Source organism: Agromyces sp. H66 (assembly GCF_004959775.1).
Lineage (GTDB): Bacteria > Actinomycetota > Actinomycetes > Actinomycetales > Microbacteriaceae > Agromyces.
Genome location: NZ_SJZG01000005.1, coordinates 221817 through 243769, shown reverse-complemented (window position 1 = coordinate 243769; position 21953 = coordinate 221817). Strand labels below are relative to the sequence as shown.

Below are 21953 nucleotides of genomic sequence, written 5' to 3'. Positions count from 1 at the left end.
CCATGGAATTCCTGCGACTCGGAGAGCCCGGACGTGAACGTCCCGCGGTCAGGGAGAATGGCGCCACCCACGACCTGACGCCGCTCACGGACGACCTCGATGGCGCATTCCTCGCCGCAGACGGGGTCGCACGAACGCGCGCGGCGCTCGGAGCCGGTAGCCTGCCCCGACTGGATCCATCGGGACTGCGCGTGGGCGCACCCATCGCCCGCCCCACTGCGGTGCTGTGCGTCGGGCAGAACTACGCGGCGCACGCCGCGGAGTCGGGTTCGGCGCCGCCCACGGAACCGGTGCTCTTCATGAAGCATCCGAACACCGTGGTCGGCCCCTATGACGATCTGCCGAAGCCTCCGGGAGCCACCCGGCTCGACTGGGAGGTGGAGCTCGGCGTCGTCATCGGCCGACGGGCGTGGCAGCTCGGCAGCGACGCGGAGGCGCTCGCCCACATCGCCGGCTTCGTCGTGACCCACGACGTGAGCGAGCGTCGCTGGCAGCTCGAGGAGTCGGGCGGCCAGTGGTCGAAGGGCAAGAGCGCGCCGGGCTTCACTCCCGTCGGCCCTGTGCTCGTGCCCGCCGACGAGGTGCCCGACGTGCAGGCACTCGGCCTGTGGTCGAGGGTCAACGGCGAGCCGCGGCAATCGTCGAACACGGTGGACATGATCTTCTCCGTGGCCCACATCGTGCGACACCTCTCGCGGTACGTCGCCCTCGAACCGGGCGACCTGGTGATCACCGGCACGCCGGAAGGCGTCGCACTCTCGGGGCGCTTCCCCTATCTCGAGCCGGGCGATGTGGTCGAGCTCGGCATCGACGGGCTCGGCGTCCAGCGGCAAGTCGTCGCCTGAGCGGCATCGAGCGGGCGTGCGCCGGCGCGGGTCCGCGCGCCGGCCCGCACGCCGACCCGAGTCGGCGCACGGGCCGGCGTTCCCTATTCGATGCGGAAGATGGCGCTGCGCCACTTCGGGAGGTCGATCGTGAGGCCGCGGGTCCACAGGGTGCGGGTGTCGCCTTGGAACACCGCCTCACCCGATTCGTCGACGAGCGTGAACCCGGACTCGCGCGGCACCCGTGGGAACACCCGTTCGCTGCCATCACTGCCGCTGCGCCGATAGACCACGAGGTGCTGCGGCCCGTACACGAGTTGCAGGTCGGCGCTCGTGCGACGGTCCTCGGCGATGTCGGCCTTCCTGAGGAAGGCCCCGAGTGCGTCGGTGCTGAGGTCCTCCGCATCGTCGACCCAGAGGATGGGCTTCTCGAAGTCGTCGCGCTCGAGGACCTCCCGGACTCGCGCGTCGAGATTTCGGCGGTCGACCACGACCGCCGAGTAGTCGAACGAGGCATCCAGACCATCGACCTGTTCGAGCCCTGACGGCACCTGCGTGAGCATCGTGTCGATGATCTCGTCGTCGGTGAGCAGGTGCCAGACCGGGACGTGCAGGTCGAGCGCGCGGCGGACGAACGGCACGGCCGCGAAGTTGTGTCCGTTCGCGACGGGAACGGCCGCCGGGTTCTGGATGAACGCGACCTCGGCCCCGGACCAGTCGACGGGTCCTGCCGAATAGACCGGCGAGAACCTGCGGTAGTGGCGATCGAAGATCTCCTCGAACGGCACGAAGTCGTTGACGTTGTGCCAGAGGCTCCAGTGGAGTTGGCCGGCCGCCCCGGCGGCGTAGTACTGCACGAGCGCCGCCTCGGTCATGTAGTCGGCGGCCTCGACTCGATCGAGGTCGGGCAGGAACGACTCGAATCCGTAGTGTCCGCCTTCGCCGTTGTAGACCGGATGCCGCGACGTCGAGTACGGCGCGAAGAGCGCGGGAATCGCGTACGCGAACACGGCGTCGATATCGCGCGCGAGCCAGGGCGAGCGACGCGACTGCGCGTCGGAGCGCAGTGCGATCGGAGCGTTCGGTAGGTAGTGGTGGGGAGCGTTGGCGTCCACGACGTTCGAGAACTGCCACGTGGGGGCGGCCGTGGAGACGTCGTGCCCGTAGGCGGGCGGCATCGCGAGCGTCAGGCGCTCGGGGTCTCCGGCCTTGACGGCGAGCGAGGCGAGTTCGGTCAGGCGCCGCCAGTTCGACTGGATCGACATGTAGGCGGCGTGGGGCTCGTTGTGCGGGACCTCGATACCGAGGATGTTCGGATTGCCTCGGAAGTGCGCGGCGGTCCAGCGGTGGGTGTCGAAGAGCACGGTGCGGTGCTCTTCGTCGGCGAGATCGAGTTCCCCGCTCTCGGTCGACGAGGGTGCAAGGTAGGAGATCGCCGTGCCCGGGCGGCCGGTCCCGCGATCAGAGGGGGTGCCGCCCTGCCAGTAGTCGTAGGGATCGGTCGGGGCGCGATGCCAGTCGATGATGACGCGGATGCCGTGCTCACCCGCCCGGGTCACGAAGTAGTCGAGCATCTCGAGGAACTGGGTGTTGAGTCCGCGGCTGCGCAGTTCGCCGGCCCAGGCCGGATCGTCGGGGAAGACGCCCCTCGCCGGCTGCAGGAGACCGATCGCGAGCGGGACCCGGATGGCGCCGAGGCCCCAGCTGGCCATGAGGCTGAGGTCCGCATCCATGCCCGACCACAGCGCCCGGCGCGGATAGCTCAGCAGGAACAGGTCGTAGTTGAAGCCGGTGAAGCCGAAGGGAGTATCACCGTCGTAGAACTTGCCGTCGCGTATCGTCACCGGGCCGAGTGCGCGCGGTGCCCGCACCTCGACGGGGAAGGTCTGGGTCACACCGAGATGCTCGATGCTGATGTCTGCTCGGCCCGCACCGGTCGCCGTGAGACCGCCGTACGCGTCGACCGAGAGCACGGCGGGGTTGGAGCTGGTGAGCGTGGAGTGCTGGGTGACGTCGCGAGCGGCCCGGTCGGCGTAGCTCGCGCGCACCGTGAGCGGAACCGGGTCGACGTCGCCGAGGAGCAGCACCGGAAGCCCGGAGGTTTCGAGCGACTCCGGCGTCTGCTCCTCGACCAGATGATCGATCTGCACGTCGTCGACCCACAGGGTGGCGGTCGGATCACTCGGTACGGCGAGGTAGTCCTTCCAGGCCTGAATCTGAAGGGTGACCGCGTCGGAGAATCCGACGATGTTGTTCCACCGGTCCATCTCGATGCTCAGCCAGTCGCCGGCTCCCGGGCTGACCGCTGCCCAGCCCTGACGCAGCACCCGGGTGCCGCTCACCAGCCGGATCCCCACGCGGGTGAGGTTCTGAGCGCTCACCTTGAGCCGCACCTTGGTGATCTCGAGGTGGTCGAGCGTCTTGACGAGTGCGATGTACCGGCCGGCTTCGCTGAAATCAGCCATGAGCTTGCCCGAGAACACGCCGTCGGCCGCGCGCTCCTCATCGCGGACGAACCCACCTCCCGCGGCTCCGTACTCGGGCCCGTACGACACGGTCCAGGGTTCGTGGCGGGATTCGAACCGGCCGACGACGTCGGTCCAGGTCACCGGTTCGGCGGCCATGGCCGGCGGCGGCCCGGCGACCTCGGTGAGGACGCTCGTCGCGACGACGGCGCCGACGCCCTTGAGCAGGGTGCGTCGTGACAGGTCGGTCGATCCCATGTTGATCTCTCCGTTGCGATCGGTGGTGCCGGGCGGGGTTGCCGTCAGGCTAGCCGGAAAGTCCGGTCCTGTTCAACAGGTTCAACAAGTGTTCCAAATTTGGAATCGCGTGAGGTCAGCGGCTGCATGCGCCGGCGGCTCGCCGAAGGCGTCCGCGCGCGTGCGCGCAGGCCGTTCACCGGCCCCAGGACCGGCTCGTCAGGACGAGGGCGTCGCTGTCTGCCGGGCCGCCCGCGCGAGCGCGTCGCGGCAGGCGGCGACCGCGGGGCGCGCGGACGCGGCGCGCCTGGTCGACGTGAAGACCTCGCGCTCGGGATGCCCCGGCAGGTCCGCGAGCGTCACGCTCGGCGCTTCGCCCGCCCACACGAGGTCGGGCAGGAGCCCCACGGCGTTGCCCGAGCGGATCAGACGGATGTGCGCCATCAGGTCGGCGGTCTCGAAGCGCACGTCGGGTTCGAAGCCCGCGTCGCGGCAGAGCTGCTCGGCCCACTCGCGCGACGCCGTGCCCTGCGGCTCGAGCACCCAGGGCATGTCGGAAGCCGCGGCGAGCGGGCTCTCCCCGGCCCGACTCATGTCACGTTTCGCGGATATACGATCCGCCGCGCCGGCCGCACCCCCACCTGAACCGGGGTGGCGGATCGTATATCCGCCGGAAGGAACGGGAACGGGAACAGGAACAGCGGCGGGCCCCGGCGGCAGCGCCAGCCGGATCGTGTCCGCGGCGAGGTGCACGCGGTCGAGGTCCTCGCGGTGCGCGCGCGTGTGCCCCGGGTACTGTTCGGCGACCACGAGGTCGAAGTCGCGCGCCGCGACGTCGAAGAGGGCGAGCTCGGGCTCGCGCTCGGTGACCTCGACCCGGAGCGACGGATGCTCCGCGCGCAGCAGCGTGAGCGCCTGCGGCACCACGGCGTGCGCCGCGGACTGGAACACGGCGATGCGCACCGTGCCGCCGACCGCGGTGAGCGAGCGCGCGACATCCGCCTCCGCCTCCTCGAGCCGGTCGAGCACCGCCTTTCCGTGCTCGACCAGCACGAGGGCCTGCGGCGTGAGTTGCACGCGGCGGCCCACCTGCACGAGGAGCGGCACGCCGGCCTCGCGTTCGAGCAGGCTGAGCTGCTGCGACACCGAGGAGGGGCTGTACGAGAGCGCCTCGGCGACGGCGGCCAGCGTGCCGCGCCGGCTCAACTCGACGAGGAGGCGCAGGCGTCGCACGTCGAGCATGGCAGGCCTCCGGCATCCGATCGCAACCATTCGGTTCTCATGAACAGTATGCGTCGGATTCATTCGCTGTACCGAACGGATGTCGCGGCCCACACTGGAATCGAGCGGCGCGAACGCCCGGCGCGCCCGGATCAACGGAGACTACCCTCGTGACCATGTCGAACGCCGCAACGGACGCACGACCGAACACCGATCACGTCGTCGCCCTCGTGCGCCGCTGGCTCGCCGAGAGCGCCGACCATCCGGCCGAGCCGGCCGCCGAGCGACTCGCGGGCGTGCTGAAGGACCCCAACGGGCTCGCCTTCACGGTCGGGTTCGTCGACGGCGTCATGCGCCCCGAAGACCTCGGCGTCGCCGGACGCAACCTCGAGCAGGTCGCGCGCCTCACCCCGAGGTTCCTGCCCTGGTACCTGAAGGCGGCCATCCGCGTCGGCGGTGTCGTCGCACCGCTGCTCCCGTGGGTCGTCATCCCGATCGCCCGGCGCGTGTTGCGGGCGATGGTCGGCCACCTCGTGCTCGACGCGACGCCCGAGAAGCTCGGCCCCGCGATCGCGACGCTGCGCGAATCCGGCAACCGCCTGAACCTCAACCTCCTGGGCGAGGCCGTGCTCGGCGAGGACGAAGCAGATCGGCGCCTGCGCGGCACCTACGAGTTCCTCGCCCGCGACGACGTCGACTACGTGTCGATCAAGGTGTCGAGCGTCGTCAGCCAACTCTCCATGTGGTCATTCGACGAGGCCGTGCAGCGGGTGGTCACCAAGCTCAGCCCGCTCTACGAGCTCGCGGCCGCGAGCCCCACGCCGAAGTTCATCAACCTCGACATGGAGGAGTACCGCGACCTCGACCTCACGATCGCGGTGTTCACCACGCTCCTCGACCAGCCGCGGCTGCGCGGCCTCGAGGCCGGCATCGTGCTGCAGACCTACCTGCCCGACGCACTCGGCGCGATGCAGGAACTCACGGCATGGGCGACCGAGCGTCGCCGCGCCGGCGGCGCGCCCATCAAGGTGCGCGTCGTGAAGGGCGCGAACCTCGCCATGGAGCGCGTCGACGCCGCGATCCACGGGTGGCCGCTCGCGACCTACGACGCCAAGCAGGACTCCGACACGAACTACAAGCGCGTGCTGAACTGGTCGATGACCCCCGAACGCACCGATGCGGTGAAGCTCGGCGTCGCCGGACACAACCTGTTCGACATCGCCCACGCCTGGCTCCTGGCCAAGGAGCGCGGCGTCGACTGGCGCGTCGACTTCGAGATGCTGCTCGGCATGGCGACCGGGCAGGCCGAGGCGGTGCGCCGCGACGTCGGCAACCTGCTGCTGTACACGCCCGTCGTCAACCCGAGCGAGTTCGACGTCGCGATCGCGTACCTGATCCGCCGCCTCGAGGAGAACGCGAGCCAGGACAACTTCATGTCGGCGGTGTTCGAGCTCGGCAGCGACGAGCGCCTGTTCGAGCGCGAGCGCCGGCGCTACGAGCGCTCGGTCGCGGCCCTCGAGGCAGAGGGGCCGGATGCCCCGGTGCCGACGCCGAACCGCACGCAGAACCGCCGCACGGAGTGGACCCAGGAGTCGTTCGCGGCCGCCATGGCCGCACCCGACGCGCCCGCACCCGGCGCCGAACTCGACGACGACGCGTCACTCACGAGCGTCGTGCTCGAGATCACCCGCGGCAGCCAGGGCACCGGGCTCTTCGGCGAGACGGATGCCGCGGCATCCGCTTCCCCGGTGCCGGCGGGCCCCGGCGCCACGCCGGGCTTCCGCAACGAACCCGACACCGACCCGGCGCTCGCCGCGAACCGGGAGTGGGGCCGCCGCATCCTCGAACGCGTGCCCGACTCGCGGCTCGGCATCGACACCATCGCCGGGGCGCGTGTCGACGACGCGGCGATGCTCGAATCGATCATCCAGACGGTCGCCGCGCGCGGGCGCGCCTGGGGCGAGCGGAGCGGCGCCGAACGCGCCGCCGTGCTGCACCGCGCGGGCCTCGCGCTCGCCGCGAACCGCGACCGGCTCATCGAGGTCATGGCCGCCGAGACGGGCAAGACCATCGCCGAGGCCGACCCCGAGGTGAGCGAGGCCATCGACTTCGCGCACTACTACGCCGAGCGCGCCCGCGAGCTCGACCACGTGCAGGGCGCCGTGTTCGTGCCGCCTCGCCTGACCGTCGTCACGCCGCCGTGGAACTTCCCCGTCGCGATTCCCGCGGGCGGCGTGCTGGCCGCGCTCGCCGCGGGCTCCGGCGTCATCATCAAGCCCGCGAGGCTCGCGCAGCGCTCGGGCGCCGTGATGGTCGAGGCGCTGTGGGAGGCGGGTGTGCCGCGCGAGCTCCTCGCCCTCGTCGACCTCGGTGAGCGCGAGCTCGGCCGGCAGCTCGTGTCGCACCCCGCCGTCGACCGGGTCATCCTCACGGGTGCGTACGAGACGGCGCAGCTGTTCCGCTCGTTCCGCAACGACCTGCCCCTGCTCGCCGAGACCAGCGGCAAGAACGCGATCATCGTGACGCCGTCGGCCGACCTCGACCTCGCGGCATCCGACGTCGTGAAGAGCGCCTTCGGCCACGCCGGCCAGAAGTGCTCGGCCGCGTCGCTCGTGATCCTGGTCGGATCGGTGGCACGCTCGGAGCGGTTCCGTCGCCAGCTCGTCGACGCCGCCAGGTCGCTGCGCGTCGGCCGGCCCGAGCACCCGCAGAGCCAGATGGGCCCCATCATCGAGCCCGCGAACGGCAAGCTCCTCCACGCGCTCACGCAGCTCGGCATCGGCGAGGAGTGGCTGGTCGAGCCGAGACGGCTCGACGCCGCGGGCCGGCTCTGGTCGCCCGGCATCCGCACGGGCGTGGCCGCGGGCTCGTACTTCCACCTCACCGAGTTCTTCGGCCCGGTGCTCGGCGTCATGCACGCCCGCGACCTCGACGAGGCGATCCGCATGCAGAACGCCGTCGACTACGGGCTCACCGCGGGCCTGCACTCGCTCGACCCCGACGAGGTGGCGACCTGGCTCGACCAGGTCGAGGCCGGCAACCTCTACGTCAACCGGGGCATCACGGGCGCCATCGTGCAGCGCCAGCCGTTCGGCGGCTGGAAGCGCTCGGCCGTCGGTGCCGGGGCGAAGGCCGGCGGGCCGAACTACCTCCTCGGCCTCGGCGAGTGGCTGCCGCGGCACGACCCGTCGACCTCGGGCACACTGCACCTGCGCGGGCTCGAGCACCGGGTCAGCGAGTTCATCGAGGCGTCGCAGCCGTCGCTCGACTACGAGAGCTTCGAGGTGCTGCGGCGTTCGGCGCTCTCGGACGAGTTGATGTGGGCCGAGGAGTACGGCGCGGTGAAGGATGTCTCGGGCCTCGGTGTCGAACGCAATCTCTTCCGGTACCGACCGGTGCCCGTCACCGTCCGCATCGGCGAGGCCTCGACGCTCGCCGAGGGGCTCCGCGTCATCGCAGCGGGCCTGCTCGCGAAGTCGCCATTGGACGTGTCGACCGCCGTCGAGCTGCCGAAGGGCGTGCGCGGCGTCCTCGCGGCGCGCGAGGTGCGCGTCATCCGCGAGGGGGATGCCGCATGGCTCGGGCGCGCCGCGAACGGCGGGATCACGACGCCGCGCGTGCGGCTCGTCGGCGGCGGGGCGAGCGCGTTGGCCTCCGCCCTGGGCGGCTCTCCGGATGTCGCGGTGTGGTCGCATCCCGTGACGCCGTCGGGTCGCGTGGAACTGCTGCCGTTCCTGCACGAGCAGGCGATCTCGATCACGAACCACCGGTTCGGCAACCCGACGATGCTCTCGGACGCGGTGATCTGACGCCCGTGGATTGAGGCGCGAACGCGCAGCCCCGCACGTCGTCGACCTGCGGGGCTGCGCGCGCTCGCGACATCCGCCCCGTCCTATGCTCGGGGTGTGGTCGTGCATGCCCCGATCGTCACGCTGACGATGAATCCCGCACTCGACGTCTCGAGCTCGACCGAGGAGGTCGTGCCCGAGCACAAGCTCCGCTGCGGGCCCACCCGGTTCGACCCGGGCGGGGGCGGCGTGAACGTGTCGCGCGCGATCCGCAACCTGGGCGGCAGCTCGATCGCGATCTGCCCCCTCGGCGGCCCCACCGGGCAGGCGTATCGCGGATTCCTCGAACAGGAGGGCGTGGTCGCGCGCATCCTCGGCGTCGCGGGGAACACGCGCGAGAGCTTCACGGTCGACGAACTCTCGACGGGTGACCAGTTCCGCTTCGTGCTGCAGGGCCCGACGCTCCGCGAGCCCGAGTGGCGGGCCTGCCTCTCGGTGGTCGGCGACCAACTACCGGTCGGCGGCTACCTCGTCGCGAGCGGCAGCCTGCCGCCCGGAGTGCCCGACGACTTCTACGCGCTGCTCGCCCGGATCTGCGGCGAGCACGACGTGCGCATCGTGGTCGACGCCTCGGGCCCGGCACTCGAGGCGGCGCTCGCCGAGGGGGTCTTCCTCATCAAGCCGAGCCTGCGTGAACTGGCCGAGCTCGTGGGCGCCGGCGACACGCTCGACGAGGCCGAACAGGTCGAGGCCGCGCGGTCGATCGTCGCGAGCGGACGTGCCGAGATCGTGGCGCTCTCGCTCGGCGGGGCCGGCGCCGTGCTCGCCACGGCCGAGGGCGTGCTGCGACTGCCGACCCCGCGCGTCGAGGTGCGGAGCACCGTGGGCGCGGGCGACGCGTTCCTCGCGGGGCTGATCATGCGCCTCGCCGAGGGGCGAACCGTGACCGAGGCCTTCCGCACCGCGGTCGCCGCGGGTTCGGCGACGGCCATGCGGGAGGCTACGGGGTTGTGCCTGCCCGAGGATGTCGCGCGGCTGGAGGCGGAGCTGGCCGCCTGACGTTCAAACCCGTGGCCCCGCGTGAGAGTGCATTCCTCGCCCTGCGAGGGGCGGCAACTGCACTCTCGACCGGGGTATCGGGCCGCGTGACCAGGTGAGCGTCGCCCGAGAGTGCATTCCTCGCCCTCGGGAGGGCGGCAACTGCACGCTCGGCCCGATATTGGGCGGCGGAGTCAGCCTCTCGGGGCGCTCAGCGACCGCGGTTGCGGCGGCGGATGCCCCGTGGCGCGCGCCCGCCCGTGAACGATCGCGCCGCGTCGACGACGAATCCCTGGCGCAGCACCTCTCGGCCGATGAGCATGCGGAACCCCATCTCGTCGCGGTTCGTGAGCGTGACCTCGGCCTTCACGGAACGGCCGCGGAGCACCACGTCGAGGAGCACCACGATCCGCTCCTCGGTGTGCCCCGACGAACTCCGCACGATGCGTCGGTCGTGGACGGGGAACTCGACCACGGCGAGGTCCTCGTCGGTGTCCTGCCAGGGGTGGATGCCGAATCGCACGAAGTGCCTGCGTCGTCGCCGGAACTCGACGATGTCGAACGCGTGCAGCGATGACGTGCGCGCCCCCGTGTCGATCTTCGCCTTGATCCACGGCACACCCACTCCGGGCAGGCCGACCCACTCGCGCCATCCGACGATGGTGTTTGAATGGGAAGGCTCTACCACCCGACCATCTTCGCAGGGGCAACACGATGAAACTGGCGATCCTCTCGCGCGCGCCGCACGCGTACTCCACGCAACGGCTCCGCGCGGCCGCGGAACAGCGCGGTCACGACGTCAGGGTGCTGAACACCCTGCGCTTCGCCATCGACCTCGTCGGCCCCGAACCCGACCTGCAGTACCGGGGTCGCCCGCTCTCCGACTACGACGCGATCCTGCCCCGCATCGGCAACTCGATCACGTACTTCGGCACGGCGGTGGTGCGGCAGTTCGAGCAGATGGACGTGTACACGCCGAACACGGCGAACGGCATCACGAACGCGCGCGACAAGCTGCGGGCCAACCAGATCCTCTCGCGGCACAACATCGGCATGCCCGCCACGGCGTTCGTCCGCAATCGCGCCGACGTGCGTCCTGCCATCCAGCTCGTCGGCGGCGCGCCGGTCGTGATCAAGCTCCTCGAGGGAACGCAGGGCATCGGCGTCATCCTCGCGCCAGAGGTGAAGGTCGCCGAGGCCATCATCGAGACGCTGCACTCGACGAAGCAGAACGTGCTCATCCAGCGCTTCATCGCCGAGAGCCGCGGCCGCGACATCCGTGCCCTCGTCGTCGGTGACCGCGTCGTCGCGGCCATGCGGCGGGTCGCGAGCGGCGACGAGTTCCGCTCGAACGTGCATCGCGGCGGCACCGTCGAGCCGGTCGAGCTGTCGCCCGAGTACGAGCAGGCGGCCGTGCGCTCGGCGCAGATCATGGGCCTCAAGGTCGCTGGTGTCGACATGCTCGAGGGCAACGAGGGCCCGCTCGTGATGGAGGTGAACTCGTCGCCCGGCCTGCAGGGCATCGAGACCGCGACGAACCTCGACGTCGCGGGCGCCATCATCGACTACATCGGGGGTCAGGTCGCGTTCCCCGAGATCGACGTGCGCCAGCGCCTCACCGTCTCGACCGGCTACGGCGTCGCCGAGCTCCTCGTGCACGGCGCCGCCGACCTCGTCGGCAAGACCCTCGGCGAGTCCGGGCTCTGGGAGCGCGACATCACGGTGCTCACGCTGCATCGCGGCACGAACGTCATCCCGAACCCGCGCAAGGGCGTCGTGCTCGAGGCCGAAGACCGCATGCTGTGCTTCGGCAAGCTCGAGGAGATGCGGTCCATGGTGCCCGAGCGGCGCCGTCGCCGCGCGAAGGTGCGTCGCCTGCCGAAGCAGCCGATCCCCGAGGTGAGCTGAGCGCGACCTCGGTCGCCGGATGCCGGGTCAGCCCAGCGCGGCGTCGACGATGGCGCGAGCCTCGGATGCCTCGACCCCGAGCCGGCGCGCGAGCGCGGCGTAGTCGGCGGCGGCCCGCTGCAGCCGGCGTTCGGCGGGGTCGCCGTGCTCGGCGACGAACGTGCCGTTGCGCCCCCGTGTCTCGATCACGGCGTCGGCTTCGAGCGCGCGGTACGCCTTGGCGACGGTGTTCACGGCGAGCCCGATCTCTTCGGCCAGTGCTCGCACGGTCGGCAGCTTCGCGCCGACGGCGAGCCGCCCGTCGCGCACGGCTTCGACGACCTGGGTGCGCAGTTGCTCGTACGGCGGGTCGGATGCCCCGGGGTCGATCGTGAACCGCATGCGCCGGCGTCAGTCCCGGTTGCGGTTCACGAGCCGCGAGAGCACGATCGCGCTGCGCGTATGGTCGACGTTCGGGGCGATGCGCACGCGTTCGAGCGCATCCTCGAGCGAGGTGATGTCGCGGGCGCGCATGTGCACGATCGCGTCGGCGCTGCCCGTGACGGTGCCGGCGTACACGACCTCGGGCACGCCCTGCAGGATCCGCTGCAGCTCGTCGGGCGCCACGGTGCCGCGGCAGAACAGCTCGACGTACGCCTCGGTCGACATGCCGTCGACCGCCGGGTCCACCTGGATGGTGAACGCCTTGATGACGCCGTCGCCGACGAGTCGGTCGACGCGTCGCTTCACGGCCGACGCGGAGAGGCCGACGGACGACCCGATGTCGCCGTAGCCTGCCCGCGCGTTCTGCCGGAGCAGGTCGAGGATGGCGCGGTCGAGGTTGTCCATCCTCGGAGTGTACGTCGATTCGTTGCGTTCTCACAGCACAGAACGCCGATTTCCTGCGCGTGTTGGCGAACTCGGTGCGCGCCGGATGCCCCGGCCGGCGTATGCCGGGTGACGGCCGCGGATGCCGCAGCGGAGGACGTGGATGCCGCAGGCGGGGTGTGGATGCCGCGGCGCGGCGTCGTGGCATCCGACCTAGTCTGGAACGCATGCCTCTCGATTCCCCCGTTCGCATCGGCATCCAGGTGCAGCCGCAGCACGCCGAGTACGCCGCCATCCGTGACACCGTGCTCCGCCTCGAGGAACTCGGCGTCGACATCGCCTTCAACTGGGACCACTTCTACCCGCTGTCGGGCGACCGCGACGGCAAGCACTTCGAGGCGTGGACCATGCTCGGCGCCTGGGCCGAGCAGACCGAGCGCATCGAGCTCGGCACCCTCGTGAACTGCAACTCGTACCGCAACGCCGACCTGCAGGCCGACATGGCCCGCACGCTCGACCACATCAGCGCGAAGGGCGGCACCGGCCGGTTCGTCTTCGGCACCGGGGCGGGCTGGTTCGAGCGCGACTACGACGAGTACGGCTACGAGTTCGGCACTCCGGGTACGCGGCTGAACGCGCTCGCCGACGCGCTCCCGCGCATCGAGGCGAGGTGGGCGAAGCTGAACCCCGGCCCGACCCGGAAGATCCCGATCATGATCGGCGGCAAGGGGGAGCAGAAGACGCTCCGCATCGTCGCGCGGCACGCCGACATCTGGCACTCGTTCGTCGCACCCGACGACCTGCCGCACAAGCTCGACGTGCTGAAGCGGTGGGGCGACGAGGTGGGCCGCGACGTGTCGGAGATCACCGTGTCGAACGAGCTCACCCGCCGACGCGTCGACCTCGAGTACGCCGATGCGCTCTACGACGCCGGGGTGCGGTTGTTCACGCTCGGCATCTCGGGGCCCGACTACGATCTCGCCCCTGTGACCGAGTGGCTGGCCTGGCGCGACCGGAAGAACGCCTGAGCCGGACTACGGCGTCGGCACGGTGATCTGCACGGAGCCGTCGGCATGCACGGCCACCGTGACAGTCCCGTCGCGATCGTGCCAGAACTCGTAGCTGAGGACACCCCCCTCGAAGGTCTCGTCGTGCGTGCAGGACATGCCGAAGCCAGGCTGGTCGGGAACGACGGTCAGCACGCACAGGTCGACGGACTCTCCCGGCGGCTTGGCGGCGTACACCGTCATCCCGTTGGGCATGGTGGCGAGGAGCCTCGGGCTCGCCGAGATCCTCCATTCGTCGGGCAGGTCGATTGGCGGCATGTCCTGCGGCGTCGCGGGCCGATCGAAGACCGCGTATGCGGCCGAGCCGTCGACGGGTACCGGCGCCGCGAGGAGCGAGTCCACCGACAACGACACCGGCGCGCCCGATGCCGGATCGGTCACCGGCTCGGCAGCGGGGGTGCGCGCTCCCGCCTGCCATCCCACCGCGACCCCGACGAGCAACGCGGCGGTGCCCGCCGCGATCGCCCAGGTGAGCGGGCGCGCCGCGACGCCGTGCGCGGCCCTGTGCGAGACCCCGTGCGCGTCCTCTCGCGCGTCGCCGGCCGACGCCTCGAGGTCGTCGGCAGCCTCCGCCGGCTCGGGTCCGTCGACGACCGACGCGGCTGCGACATCCGCCCCGCCTGCCTCCGCGCGTCGCAGCGACTCGAGCTCGGCGAGGGCGTCGGCCCGCTCGGCATCGCTCGCCACGGCGCCGTAGGCGATGCGCTGCAGGCGCAGAACCTGCTCGTCGTGCGATGGTTCGTGCACGCCGACCCCCGTCGATCGTCCGGCAGCATGCCGGGTCGAGCAACAGGATGCCCCAGCCGCGGGTAAGGGGCAAGCGCGCCGCGCGAACGCGCCGGGACGAGGCATCCCGTCGAACTCCCATGCAGCTTTCGCCGGAATCCGGCTCGAATGCGCAGGGAAATTGCGTGCGAAGCCCGGAATCTTCCGGCCCATTCGGTTCACACTGAAAGTGGCGTCTCGACGGCGGCGCAACCCGAACGTCGTCGTCGAGGCTCGGAATGAGCGACCTGGTCCGCCGACATTGCAGACCCGGCGGATGTCGCCCGACGACATCCCCCCGACGCGAAGGAGCGAGATGTCGACCGCGATCCAGACCGACGAACAGTCGGGCACCAGGCCCGAGCGACGGCCGACCGGCCGCACCGTGCTGATGTGCCGGCCCGAGCACTTCACGGTCGTGTACCGGATCAACCCGTGGATGAATCCCGCCGAGCCGACCGACACGAACCTCGCGCTCGAACAGTGGCAGGTGCTCTACGACACCTACCTCGAGCTGGGCCACGACGTGCACCTCATCGACCCGATCCCCGGCCTGCCCGACATGGTCTACGCGGCGAACGGCGGCTTCGTGATCGACGGCATCGCCTACGGCGCGAGGTTCACCTACCCCGAGCGGGCGCCCGAGGGCCCCGCGTACATGGAGTGGTTCCGCGCGGCGGGGTTCGACGTGCGCGAACCCGAGGAGATCAACGAGGGCGAGGGCGACTTCCTGCTCGTCGGCGAGACGATCCTCGCCGGCACCGGGTTCCGCAGCCACTCGCACTCGCACGAGGAGCTCGCGCGCATCGCCGACCGCGAGGTCGTGACGCTGCGCCTCGTGGACCCGAGCTTCTACCACCTCGACACGGCGGTCGCGGTGCTCGACGCGACGCCGGGGCAGGAGCACATCGCCTACCTGCCGACCGCGTTCGACGCCGCCTCCCTTGCGGTGCTGCAGGAGCGCTTCCCCGACGCGATCCTCGTGAACGAAACGGATGCCGCGGTGCTCGGCTTGAACTCGTTCAGCGACGGGTACAACGTGGTCATCGCCTCGCGCGCCGCCGACTTCGAGCGGCAGTTGCGACTGCACCGCTACAACCCGATCGGCGTCGACCTCTCCGAGCTGCTGCTCGGCGGCGGCGGCGTCAAGTGCTGCACCCTGGAGCTGCGCCGATGACCCACACGAACCACGACGTGATCAACGTTTCGACACGGACGGCCGCGGCCATCCACGAGGAGGACGAGCACGCCGCCCACAACTACCACCCGCTGCCGGTGGTCGTCGAGTCGGGAGACGGCGCCTGGGTGACCGACGTCGATGGGCGCCGTTACCTCGACTGCCTCGCCGCCTACTCGGCTGTCAACTTCGGGCACGGCAACCCGCGCCTCGTCGACGTGGCGCGCGCGCAGCTCGACCGCATCACGCTCACGAGTCGCGCCTTCCACAACGACCGGCTCGGGCCGTTCGTCGCCGAGCTCGCCGCGCTCTGCGGCAAGGACATGGTGCTGCCGATGAACACGGGCGCCGAGGCCGTGGAGTCGGGCATCAAGATCGCCCGCGCCTGGGGCTACCGGGTGAAGGGCGTCGCGAAGGACCGGGCGAACGTCATCGTGATGGCCGGCAACTTCCACGGCCGCACGACCACGATCATCTCGTTCAGCGACGACCCCGACGCGCACGCCGATTTCGGGCCGTACACGCCGGGCTTCCACACGGTGCCGTACGGCGACGCGGCCGCGGTCGAGGCCGCGATCGACGAGAACACCGTCGCGGTGCTCGTCGAGCCGATCCAGGGCGAGGCCGGCATCCTCGTGCCGCCCGCCGATTTCCTGCCCGAGGTGCGGCGGATCACGCGCGAGCGCAACGTGCTGCTCATCGCCGACGAGATCCAGTCGGGGCTCGGTCGCGTGGGGGCGACCTTCGCGTGCGACCTCGTGGGCGTCGTGCCCGACCTGTACCTGCTCGGCAAGGCGCTCGGCGGCGGCATCGTGCCGGTCTCGGCGGTCGTCGGCGACCGCGACGTGCTCGGCGTGATCCGGCCGGGCCAGCACGGATCGACGTTCGGCGGCAACCCGCTCGCGGCCGCCGTGGGCCTCGAGGTGGTGCGCATGCTCGCGTCGGGCGAGCCGCAGGAGCGCGCCCGGGTGCTCGGCGCGCGCCTGCACGATCGGCTCGAGGCGCTCATCGGGCGCGGCGTGGTCGCGGTGCGCGGCGCCGGCCTGTGGGCGGGCATCGACATCGATCCCCGGCTCGCGACCGGACGCGAGGTGTGCGAGGCGCTCATGCGTCGCGGCGTGCTCGCGAAGGACACGCACGGCTCGACCATCCGGCTCGCTCCGCCGATCGTGGTGGAGCCCGACGACCTCGACTGGGCCGTCGACCAGCTGGCGGCCGTGCTCGACGAGCTGCGCGCCGCGTGACGCGACGAGGGGCCGGATGCCGCGGCATCCGACCCCTCGTCGTGATGGCTACTTCGCGAGGAACGCGAGCAGCACCTCGTTGATCTCGTCGGCGTGCGTCCAGAGCATCCCGTGGGGGGCGCCCTCGATCTCGACGTACTCGGCGCTCGGCAGGCGCTTCACGAACTCGCGCGCGGTCGCGTCGATCGGCAGGATGCGGTCGGCGGTGCCGTGCACGATCAGCGTGGGCACGTCGATCTTCGCGATGTCGCCGCGGAAGTCGGTGAGCCACGTGTCGACCACGGCCGACGATGCGAACCACGACGCGCCGGCCGCCACGTTCCAGCTGGCGCGAACGGCGGCCTCGCTGATGCGGGCGCCGAGGTTCTCGTCGAGGTTGTAGAAGTTCGCGTAGAACTCGTCGAACCACGCGTAGCGGTCGTCGGTCGCCGCCTTCCGGATGCCGTCGAACACCTCGGCGGGCACGCCCGTGGGGTTGTCATCGGCCTGCAGGAGGTAGGGCTCGAGCGAGGCGAGGAAGCCGGCCTTCGCGACCCGCTCGCTGCCGTAGGTGCCGAGGTAGCGGCCGACCTCGCCGCTGCCCATCGAGAACCCGACGAGCACGGCGTCACGCAGGTCGAGGGTCTCCATGAGCACGTTCAGGTCGGCGGCGAAGGTGTCGTAGTCGTAGCCGGTCGTGGGCTGGCTCGACCGGCCGAAGCCGCGGCGGTCGTAGCTGATCACGCGGTAGCCGGCAGCCAGCAGTGCACGCGACTGCTTCTCCCACGAGTGCCCGTCGAGCGGGTACCCGTGGATGAGCACGACGGGCTGCCCGGCTCCGTGGTCCTCGTAGTAGAGCTCGATGGGGGTGCCGTTCTCGATTCCGACGGTGATGGTGGACATGGATTCCGCTCCTTGTTGGTGGTGTCGCGTGGTGGTGTGACATGTTCTAACCGGCTCAGCCGATCATGACAGTTATAACTTGGCGTCGACGGGATTATTCCAACCAGTTCGGAGCGTTGAGAGGGTTAGAATATTCCTCAGCTACGGAAGCGAGATCCCATGTCCATGTCACTCCTCCTCGACCTCGTGAACTCGAGGCTCGTGCTCGGCGACTCCGTGGTCGACGAGCTCGACGGCGATGCCGAGGCATCCGCGTGGCTCCGTGCCCACGACCTGGCCGGGACGCCCGATCAGGTCGCCGACGCGCGAGAGGCGCGCGCCGCGCTCGTGCCGTTCCTGCGGGGACAGGCGGATGCCGCGGTGCTCGAGCCCTGGGTGGGCGTGATGCGTCGCCGGGCCGAGGTCGGACCTGACGGGCTCTCGTGGATCGACGACATCGACCAGGCGCGTGCCGTCGGCGTGCGGGCCGTCGAGGAATGGGGAGCGCTGCAGGGTGAGCAGGGATCGCGCATCCGGCCGTGCGCGGCCGAGGACTGCCAGCACTTCCTCATCGACACGAGCCGCGCGAACACCCGCAAGTGGCACTCGATGGAGACGTGCGGCAACCGCGCCAAGGCGCGCCGCCACTACGCGAAGGCGAAGCAGGGCGGCGCGGGCGCGGAGGCGTGAAGGTCAGTCGGGCTGCCGGCGGATGCCGCGCCGGCAGCGCCAGCGCGTCAGTCCTCGCGGACCGTGATCGATCCGTTCGACGTGTGCAGCTCGAGTTCGAACTCGCCGTCGGGGTCGTCGGCCACGCCGATGTCGGTCGAGCCGTTCGACGTCTCCGCCGTCACGCGATAGGTCGCCTCGGGCACGCTGAGCTCGATCGTGCCGTTCGAGGTGCGCGCCTCGACGTCCTGCGGCTCGCCGATCTCCAACTCGATACCGCCGTTCGAGGTGAGCGCCCGCACGCCGTCGCCGTTGAGGTCGCGGCCGACGACGCGACCGTTGCTCGTTTCGACGTCGACCCGACCCGAGACATCCTCGAGCTCGATGCGGCCGTTCGAGGTGCGCGCGTCGACCTCGGCCACCGCCGTGAGCTCGATGCTGCCGTTCGCCGTCCTGCCCTGCACGTCGAGACCCTCCGGGCCTTCGATGGTGTAGTCGACGGAGCAGAAGCGGCCGCAGCCGCCCAACTCGAGGGTGTCGCCGTCGATGTCGTGCGTGTCGCCGATGTCGCGATCACCGACGTAGGAGACCGTTCGTTCGACCGTGATCTCGGTCGCGCCCTCGGTGCCGACCACCGTCACGTTGCCGGTCGCATCGTCGAGCTCGATCGTGGTGATGTTCTCGGTCACCGTGAATTCGTCGGTGAATCGCTGCGGCGGGCCGATGAAGTTGCACCCGGCCAGGCCGCCCACGGTCACCGCCGTCACTGCTGCCGCGATCGCGACACGGACGAACCTGTTCATGAGAGCCCCCCTTGCGACGTTCGACCTTAGTCCGCCGACGCATGGACGGCACGGACGAAGGTCCCGTCTACTTTGCCACGAACGCGAGCAGCGCCGCGTTCACCTCGTCGGCGTGCGTCCAGAGCAGGCCGTGCGGCGCGCCCTCGATCTCGACGTAGTCGGCGTCGGGCAGCCGCGTGCGCAGTGCACGAGCCGAGACGTCGATCGGCAGGATCCGGTCGGCCGTGCCGTGCAGGATGAGGGTCGGCACGTCGACGTTCTCGATGTCGGCACGGAAGTCGGTGAGCCAGGTGTCGACGCACGCGGATGCCGCGTACCACGATGCCCGTGCCGCGACCGCCCAGCTCCCGCGCAGCGCCTCCTCGCTGATGCGGGAACCGAGGTTCTCGTCGAGGTTGTAGAAGTTCTCGAAGAACCCGGTGAACCATGCGAACCGGTCGCGCTCGGCCTGCGCGGCCAGGTCGTCGAAGTCGGGCGCCGCGCCGCCGGGGTTGTCATCGGTCTTCCGAAGGTACGGTCCCAGCGATGCGAGGAACGCGGCCCCGGCGATGCGCTCGCTGCCGTGGCTGCCGAGGTAGCGGGCCACCTCGCCGCTGCCCATCGAGAACCCGACGAGCACGACCTCGTCGAGGTCGAGCGTGTCGAGCAGGGTCTTCAGGTCGGCCGCGAACGTGTCGTAGTCGTAGCCGGTGGTGGGCTGGCTGGATGCGCCGAAGCCGCGCCGGTCGTAGGTGATCACGCGGTGGCCCGCGCCGAGCAGCGCTCGCGACTGCTTCTCCCACGAGTGGCCGTCGAGCGGGTAGCCGTGGATGAGCACGACCGGCCGCCCGTGCCCGTGATCCTCGTAGTAGAGCTCGATCGGCGTCGAATTCTCGGTTCCGACGGTGATGTACGGCATGGGCGTCCTCACGGTTCGTTGACGGATGTCTCGAATGACGGATGTCGCGGCGGCACCTTCTGCCGCCGTGGCCAGTCCACCACCGGCCGACGGGCGGGCACAAGGGCGCACCCCTCTCATCGAGTGGATGGCCTTTCACCGAGCGGATGACGGATTGACACGGCCGCACGATTCCGCGGGACTGGATCCAGTGCCGTTCGACGACGAGAGGACCGCGGGCCATGCCGACATCGACGAGGGAACTCCCGCGCACCATGCGCGCCGCCGTGCTCCACGACGAGGAACCGCGGCTGCGGGTCGTCGAGGTGGACGTGCCGGTGCCGCAGCGCGGCGAGGCGCTCGTCAGGGTCATCGCCTGCGGCGTCTGCCACACCGACCTGCACGTCGTGAAGGGTGAGGTGGCGTTCCCGCGGCCGGCGGTGCTCGGCCATGAGATCAGCGGGGTCATCGTGGGCTTCGGGCCGGGCACCGTCGTGCCGGAGTCGCTCGAGATCGGCGCCACGGTGGTGGGGGCGTTCATCATGCCGTGCACCGAGTGCGACGCCTGTCGCCGCGGACGTGACGACCTGTGTGCGAACTTCTTCGCGAAGAACCGGCTGCGCGGCACGCTCTACGACGGCACGAGCCGAGTGGCCATGCCCGACGGCTCGTTCCTGGCGATGTACTCGATGGGCGGGCTCGCGGAGTACTCCGTCGTGCCCGTCTCGGCGCTGGCCCCGCTCTCGGAGGCGACGGATGCCGCGACCGCATGCATCGCCGGGTGCGCCGGCCTGACGTCCTACGGGGCGGTGGTGCGCGCGGGGCACGTGGCGGCGGGCGACACCGTCGCCGTGGTCGGCGTCGGAGGCGTCGGGTCGAGCATCGTGCAGATGGCCGCCGCGGTGGGGGCGACCCGCATCGTCGCCGTGGACATCGCGGACGAGAAGCTCGTACGTGCGCGTCAGCTCGGCGCGACCGACACGGTCAACTCCCGGGAGGTCGATCCGGTCGATGCGGTTCGCAGCGTCCTCGAGGGCGGGGCGGATGTCGCGTTCGAGGCCCTCGGTCGCCCCGAGACCTTCGTGCAGGCGTCGCGCATGCTGGCTGACGGCGGACGCATGGTCGCGGTCGGCATCGCCGCCGGCGCGGCGACCGCCCCGGTCGAGATCACGCCGTTGGTGCGGCGCGGGTACACGATCACGGGATCCTTCGGCGGGCGCACCCGTTCCGACCTGCCCGCGGTCGTCGGCCTCGTCGAGTCGGGCGCGTTCGACGCGGCCGGGCTGATCACCCGTCGGTACACGCTCGAGCAGGCCGACGACGCGTACCGGGCGCTGGCCCGTGGCGAGATCACCGGCCGCGCGATCGTCGTGATGGAGGATGATGGAAACCGTGACGGCGGAACACCCGGGTGACGCGGCCGATGGCGGCGCGCCTCGATCGGTGATCGATCGCGCCTTCGCCATCCTCGGCACGTTCCAGGGCGGTCGCGTGCGCCAGTCGCTCTCCGACATCAGCCGTCGCACCGGGCTTCCCATCGCCACCAGCTACCGCATCGTGCAGCGCCTCGTGGAGTGGGGCGCGCTCGAACGCGATGGCGAGGGCCGGTACCGCATCGGCCTGCGCCTCTGGGAGCTGGCGTCGCTCGCGCCGCGCTCCGTGGGCCTCCAGCGACTCGCGCGTCCGTTCATGCAGGACCTCTACGAGACGACCGGCTACGCCTCGCATCTCGCGATCCGGGAGGGCCGCGAACTCGTGTCGATCGAGCGGTTCCAGAGTCCCCGGCGTTCGGTGCGGCGCCCCCTGGTCGGCGCACGATACCCGCTGCACGCCACCGCCATCGGACAGGTGCTGCTCGCGCACGCTCCGCCCGAGATCCGGGAGGAGGTGCTGGCGGGGGAGCTCGAGGCCTTCACGTCGCGCACGTACACCGATCGCGACACCCTCGAACGCCTGCTCAGGGACATCCGTCACATCGGGTACGCGGTCAGCGACCGCCAGGTCGACAACGTGCACATCGGGGTCGCGGCGCCCGTGCGTGACGCGAACAACGAGGTGATCGCCGCGGTCTCGCTGGCACTCACGGAGAAGGACGTCGACGGGAAGAACATGATCCACCTCGTGCGGATCACCGCGGCCTCGATCTCACGCGCGCTCGAGGCCGCCGGCTACGTCGAGCAGGCCGACGACGCGGGTCGGTGA

General features: G+C 70.7%; 19 protein-coding genes. 10 read left to right on the top strand and 9 right to left on the bottom strand.

All coding sequences use genetic code 11. The annotated features are described in order from the left end of the window. Positions 1-2 precede the first annotated feature (2 nt). A complete protein-coding gene (locus EZM51_RS11065; RefSeq protein ID WP_136708308.1) occupies positions 3-845 on the top strand; it encodes a fumarylacetoacetate hydrolase family protein in 843 nt (280 codons plus the stop codon). 83 nt (positions 846-928) lie between these two features. Here EZM51_RS11065 and EZM51_RS11060 read toward each other — a convergent pair whose 3' ends face one another. Together EZM51_RS11060 and EZM51_RS11055 are read right to left on the bottom strand one after the other, a co-directional pair. Then, positions 929-3547 carry a cellulase family glycosylhydrolase gene (locus EZM51_RS11060; protein ID WP_136708307.1) on the bottom strand — a complete coding sequence of 873 codons (2619 nt, stop codon included), beginning with the start codon at positions 3545-3547 and terminating at the stop codon, positions 929-931. 198 nt (positions 3548-3745) lie between these two features. Then, positions 3746-4768 (bottom strand): LysR substrate-binding domain-containing protein, encoded by a 1023-nt coding sequence (locus EZM51_RS11055; RefSeq protein ID WP_136708306.1) that lies wholly within the window; start codon positions 4766-4768, stop codon positions 3746-3748. A gap of 155 nt (positions 4769-4923) precedes the next feature. Between EZM51_RS11055 and EZM51_RS11050 the strand changes: the two genes are divergently transcribed. Both EZM51_RS11050 and EZM51_RS11045 read left to right on the top strand, forming a co-directional pair. Continuing rightward, a complete protein-coding gene (locus tag EZM51_RS11050) occupies positions 4924-8556 on the top strand; it encodes a bifunctional proline dehydrogenase/L-glutamate gamma-semialdehyde dehydrogenase (protein ID WP_136708305.1) in 3633 nt (1210 codons plus the stop codon). 96 nt (positions 8557-8652) lie between these two features. Beyond that, positions 8653-9594, top strand: a complete 942-nt coding sequence (locus EZM51_RS11045; RefSeq protein WP_248305597.1) for a 1-phosphofructokinase family hexose kinase — start codon at positions 8653-8655, stop codon at positions 9592-9594. Positions 9595-9784: 190 nt separating this feature from the next. Here the strand turns inward: EZM51_RS11045 and EZM51_RS11040 are convergent, their stop codons facing one another. After that, the gene (locus tag EZM51_RS11040; RefSeq protein ID WP_136708304.1) at positions 9785-10261 is read right to left on the bottom strand and encodes a RimK/LysX family protein; all 477 of its coding nucleotides are present in this window, start codon (positions 10259-10261) and stop codon (positions 9785-9787) included. Between the two features lie 26 nt (positions 10262-10287). On the opposite strand from EZM51_RS11040, the gene EZM51_RS11035 reads away from it, so the two are divergent. Continuing rightward, complete coding sequence (locus EZM51_RS11035) at positions 10288-11481, top strand: RimK family alpha-L-glutamate ligase (RefSeq protein ID WP_136708303.1); 1194 nt, start codon at positions 10288-10290, stop codon at positions 11479-11481. A gap of 27 nt (positions 11482-11508) precedes the next feature. Here the strand turns inward: EZM51_RS11035 and EZM51_RS11030 are convergent, their stop codons facing one another. Continuing rightward, positions 11509-11862 carry a GntR family transcriptional regulator gene (locus EZM51_RS11030; RefSeq protein WP_136708302.1) on the bottom strand — a complete coding sequence of 118 codons (354 nt, stop codon included), beginning with the start codon at positions 11860-11862 and terminating at the stop codon, positions 11509-11511. 9 nt (positions 11863-11871) lie between these two features. After that, entirely contained in the window at positions 11872-12309 is a 438-nt protein-coding gene (locus tag EZM51_RS11025; RefSeq protein WP_136708301.1) for an Lrp/AsnC family transcriptional regulator, read from the bottom strand. Between the two features lie 206 nt (positions 12310-12515). Here EZM51_RS11025 and EZM51_RS11020 point away from each other — a divergent pair, with 206 nt between their 5' ends. Further along, positions 12516-13316, top strand: coding sequence for an LLM class F420-dependent oxidoreductase (locus EZM51_RS11020; protein WP_136708300.1), 801 nt, complete (start codon positions 12516-12518; stop codon positions 13314-13316). A 6-nt stretch (positions 13317-13322) separates the two neighbouring features. On the opposite strand, the gene EZM51_RS11015 is transcribed toward EZM51_RS11020, so the two are convergent. Next, positions 13323-14102, bottom strand: coding sequence for a hypothetical protein (locus EZM51_RS11015; protein WP_136708299.1), 780 nt, complete (start codon positions 14100-14102; stop codon positions 13323-13325). A gap of 334 nt (positions 14103-14436) precedes the next feature. Here EZM51_RS11015 and ddaH point away from each other — a divergent pair, with 334 nt between their 5' ends. Both ddaH and rocD read left to right on the top strand, forming a co-directional pair. Continuing rightward, entirely contained in the window at positions 14437-15297 is an 861-nt protein-coding gene (ddaH, locus tag EZM51_RS11010) for a dimethylargininase (RefSeq protein WP_136708298.1), read from the top strand. Then, positions 15294-16541, top strand: coding sequence for an ornithine--oxo-acid transaminase (gene rocD, locus EZM51_RS11005; RefSeq protein WP_136708297.1), 1248 nt, complete (start codon positions 15294-15296; stop codon positions 16539-16541). The genes ddaH and rocD overlap by 4 nt, the downstream gene beginning before the upstream one ends. Before the next feature lie 48 nt (positions 16542-16589). On the opposite strand, the gene EZM51_RS11000 is transcribed toward rocD, so the two are convergent. Continuing rightward, the gene (locus EZM51_RS11000; protein ID WP_136708296.1) at positions 16590-17423 is read right to left on the bottom strand and encodes an alpha/beta hydrolase; all 834 of its coding nucleotides are present in this window, start codon (positions 17421-17423) and stop codon (positions 16590-16592) included. Positions 17424-17582: 159 nt separating this feature from the next. On the opposite strand from EZM51_RS11000, the gene EZM51_RS10995 reads away from it, so the two are divergent. Continuing rightward, the gene (locus tag EZM51_RS10995) at positions 17583-18092 is read left to right on the top strand and encodes a CGNR zinc finger domain-containing protein (protein ID WP_136708295.1); all 510 of its coding nucleotides are present in this window, start codon (positions 17583-17585) and stop codon (positions 18090-18092) included. A 47-nt stretch (positions 18093-18139) separates the two neighbouring features. Here EZM51_RS10995 and EZM51_RS10990 read toward each other — a convergent pair whose 3' ends face one another. Together EZM51_RS10990 and EZM51_RS10985 are read right to left on the bottom strand one after the other, a co-directional pair. After that, on the bottom strand, positions 18140-18874 hold the full coding sequence (locus EZM51_RS10990) for a DUF4097 family beta strand repeat-containing protein (protein ID WP_136708294.1): 735 nt from the start codon (positions 18872-18874) through the stop codon (positions 18140-18142). A 67-nt stretch (positions 18875-18941) separates the two neighbouring features. Then, positions 18942-19772 (bottom strand): alpha/beta hydrolase, encoded by an 831-nt coding sequence (locus tag EZM51_RS10985; RefSeq protein WP_136708293.1) that lies wholly within the window; start codon positions 19770-19772, stop codon positions 18942-18944. Positions 19773-19993: 221 nt separating this feature from the next. On the opposite strand from EZM51_RS10985, the gene EZM51_RS10980 reads away from it, so the two are divergent. Both EZM51_RS10980 and EZM51_RS10975 read left to right on the top strand, forming a co-directional pair. After that, entirely contained in the window at positions 19994-21166 is a 1173-nt protein-coding gene (locus tag EZM51_RS10980; protein ID WP_136708292.1) for a zinc-binding dehydrogenase, read from the top strand. After that, entirely contained in the window at positions 21144-21953 is an 810-nt protein-coding gene (locus EZM51_RS10975) for an IclR family transcriptional regulator (protein ID WP_211195884.1), read from the top strand. Before EZM51_RS10980 ends, EZM51_RS10975 begins: the two co-directional genes overlap by 23 nt.